We start from the raw sequence: 2,969 nt of genomic DNA, 5'->3' as shown, positions 1-2,969 counted from the left end.
GGCCGCCAGCACCGGCAGCTCGGCCACCCCGGTCAGGACGTCGGTCAGGGTGCCCGGCCAGCCGCCCCCGGGCTGCCCGGTGCGGCGGTATTCCAGCTGCGCCACCGGGTAGCCAGCAGCGGCGACGGCTGCGGCCAGTGGGCCGGTGTGCCGCCGGTCGTACTCGGCCCGCCAGAACCCGCCGTGCAGCACGACGACCAGCGGCCGTGCCGGCCCGGTTCCCGCCGGGAGGCGCAGATCGGCCACCTGATCCGGGTCGTCCCCGTACGCCACCGTCCGGTCGGGCTCCGGAGCGGGCCGGGTCAACACGGCGCGCGGGTCGACAGGCATGGCGCGACGGTAGCGCGCCCCGCCCGGGTGGTTCAGCCCCGGGGAGTCGGTCCCGGACGGCATAGCTCGGGCCCGCTGGGTAAAGATGGACCCCATGACCGAAGCGCGCTCCGCTGGACAGAACGACGAGCCCGGCCCCGACGACTCCGGCCACTCCGGCACCGTTGTGGTGGTCGGTCCGGACGGCCGGCCGATCGGCACGATGCAGACCGACGAGGGCCAGGGCGAGGATCCGACCCGCCTGGTCGAACAGCCGGCCAAGGTGATGCGGATCGGCAGCATGATCAAGCAACTGTTGGAGGAGGTGAAGGCCGCGCCTCTCGACGACGCCAGCCGCAACCGGATGCGGGAGATCCACGAGCGGTCGATCGTCGAGCTCAAGGAGGGCCTCGCCCCCGAGCTGCGCGACGAGCTGGAGCGCATCTCGCTGCCCTTCGCCGAGGACAAGGCCCCCAGCGAGGGCGAGCTGCGGATCGCACACGCCCAGCTCGTCGGCTGGCTGGAGGGCCTGTTCCACGGCATCCAGGCGGCCCTGGTGGCCCAGCAGATGGCCGCCCGGGTGCAGCTGGAGCAGATGCGCGGCGGCCGGCAGGCGCTGCCCAGCGGCCCCGGTGGGGTCGTCCCCGGGATGCCGGGCATCGGCCAGCCGGGCGCCGGCGAGGGTCACAACACCGGTCAGTACCTCTGACCTCAGTCCACCCCGAAAATCTTCTCCAGGTACGCCGCCACGCCGTCCTCGGTGTTCGCCGTCGTCACGTCGTCGGCGACCGCCAGGACGGCGCGGTGCGCGTTGGCCACCGCCACGCCCCGCCCGGCCCAGGTCAACATCGGCACGTCGTTGGGCATGTCGCCGAAGGCCAGCACGTCCGCCGCGGCCACCCCGAGCTGGTCGCAGTACCAGGCCAGCCCCGCCGCCTTGGTCACCCCGGCCGCGGAGATCTCCACCAGGCCGGAGGACGACGAGTGCGTGGCCTCGGCCAACCCGGCCACCGCCGTGGCGATCAGCTCGGCGAAGGCATCCGGGTCCTGCTCGCCGGCTCGGGCGAGGAGCTTCACCGCAGGCGCCGAGAGCAGCTCCTCCGGCGTCTCGATCGGCCGGATGCCGTCCGGGTCGACGTCCCAGCGCAGTGGGTAGTGCGCCTCGTGCCGCATCTCCCGGCTGTCCAGGATCTCCACGGCGAAGCTGATCCCGGGCACCTCGGCCCGTAGCCTCCGGGCCACCTCGGCCAGGTGGTGCGGTGCGAGCGGGTCAGCCCGCACCACCTCGTCCTCGAACGGGTCGTAGACCACGGCGCCGTTGGCGCAGACCGCCGGCAGCGGCTTGGCGAGCTGGTCGTACACCATCTTGAGCCAGCGGACCGGACGGCCGGTGACCAGGACGACCGGCGTGCCTCGCGCGGCGATCCGCGCGAGCAGGTCGGCGGTACGCGGGCTGACGGTGTGGTCGTCGCGGATCAGCGTGCCGTCGATGTCGGTGGCGATGAGGCGGGGTGTGTCTCCCATTACCGGGACAGTAGCCGGTCGAGATACACCGCCACCCCGTCGTCGTCATTGCGCAAGGTCACCTCGTCCGCGACGGCGCGCAGAGCGGGGTGGGCGTTCGCCACGGCCACCCGTGACCAGCCGGCCCACTCGAACATCGGCAGGTCGTTGGGCATGTCACCGAAGACCAGCACGTCGGCCGGGTCGACCCCGAGGGTCTGCGCCACCACGGTCAGCCCGGTCGCCTTGTCCACGCCGGGCGGGCAGATCTCGATGAAACCGAGCCCGGCCTGGGTGAGCGTGGCGACCTGCGGCGGGACGATCCGGCGGGCCACGGCCAGCAGCTCGTCCACGTGGTGGTCGGCGGTCCGGGCAAAGGCCTTGATCACGTCGCAGGCGAGGCACTCGTCGCGCGTGCGCGCCTCGAAGCGGTCCTGGTAGGGCCAGCTCTCGTGATAGTCGCCCCACAGCGGGGCGTCGTGCTCGTCGGACGCCTCGACCATGACGGTCAGCGGGCCGACCTCCGCCTCCAGGTCGGCGAGGAGCCGGGCCAACACCTCGGCGGGCAGCCGCTCGTCGCGGAGCACCACCGGGCCGCTCGGGTCGCTCTGGTCGACCACCCGCCCACCGCCGGCCATTACCAGGAAGTCGGCGGCGCGGATGTCGTTGCGGGTCAACTCGGTCAACCGAGGGCCGCGTCCGGTCGCGCCGACCACCGGAATTCCGGCGGCGCGCACCCGGTCGAGCACCCCATGGGTGTACGCGGAGACGGTGTCATCGCTGCGTACCAGCGTCCCGTCGAGGTCGGTCGCGATCAACTTGGGCAGTCCCGGGCGGGTCATCGTTCCTCCTTCGCCCGCCGCCGTCGCACCGCCAGGCCAAGGAAACCGAGTCCCGGCGTGACGGCGGGCAGCAACCGTACCTCGCGGAACGGGTCGCAACCATGGCTTCCAGGCGAATCGGGCGCCAACCCCCAGTGCCCGTAAGGTGCCCCCCGCCCTCCACCCCGACCCCGCCCCTCTCACGGTCGATCATGGAGTTGTGGTGCCCGGTTCACCCGTTTACACGAATTATGTCCACCACCACAACTCCATGATCGACGCGACGCGACGCGACGCGACGCGACGCGACGCGGCGGGGGGGGGCGGGGTGGGGCG

4 protein-coding genes are annotated in these 2,969 nt (G+C 72.7%); 1 reads left to right on the top strand and 3 read right to left on the bottom strand.

All coding sequences use genetic code 11. The features are described 5' to 3' along the window. Positions 1 to 330, bottom strand: a 330-nt coding sequence (locus PSH25_RS27565) for an alpha/beta hydrolase family protein (RefSeq protein ID WP_502361363.1), incomplete at its 3' end; no start/stop codon positions are given. A gap of 85 nt (positions 331 to 415) precedes the next feature. Between PSH25_RS27565 and PSH25_RS27560 the strand changes: the two genes are divergently transcribed. Then, positions 416 to 1,018, top strand: a complete 603-nt coding sequence (locus PSH25_RS27560; protein WP_238661813.1) for a bacterial proteasome activator family protein — start codon at positions 416 to 418, stop codon at positions 1,016 to 1,018. Positions 1,019 to 1,020: 2 nt separating this feature from the next. Here PSH25_RS27560 and PSH25_RS27555 read toward each other — a convergent pair whose 3' ends face one another. Then, positions 1,021 to 1,833 (bottom strand): HAD family hydrolase, encoded by an 813-nt coding sequence (locus tag PSH25_RS27555; protein ID WP_238661812.1) that lies wholly within the window; start codon positions 1,831 to 1,833, stop codon positions 1,021 to 1,023. Further along, positions 1,833 to 2,654: an HAD family hydrolase gene (locus tag PSH25_RS27550; protein ID WP_238661811.1), complete on the bottom strand. Its 822-nt coding sequence runs from the start codon at positions 2,652 to 2,654 to the stop codon at positions 1,833 to 1,835. Before PSH25_RS27550 ends, PSH25_RS27555 begins: the two co-directional genes overlap by 1 nt. Positions 2,655 to 2,969 lie beyond the last annotated feature (315 nt).

Source organism: Micromonospora foliorum, from assembly GCF_022229015.1.
Classification (GTDB): Bacteria; Actinomycetota; Actinomycetes; order Mycobacteriales; family Micromonosporaceae; genus Micromonospora; species Micromonospora foliorum.
The sequence above is the reverse complement of the archived record's forward strand: the minus strand, read 5'-3'. Positions and strand labels throughout refer to the sequence as shown.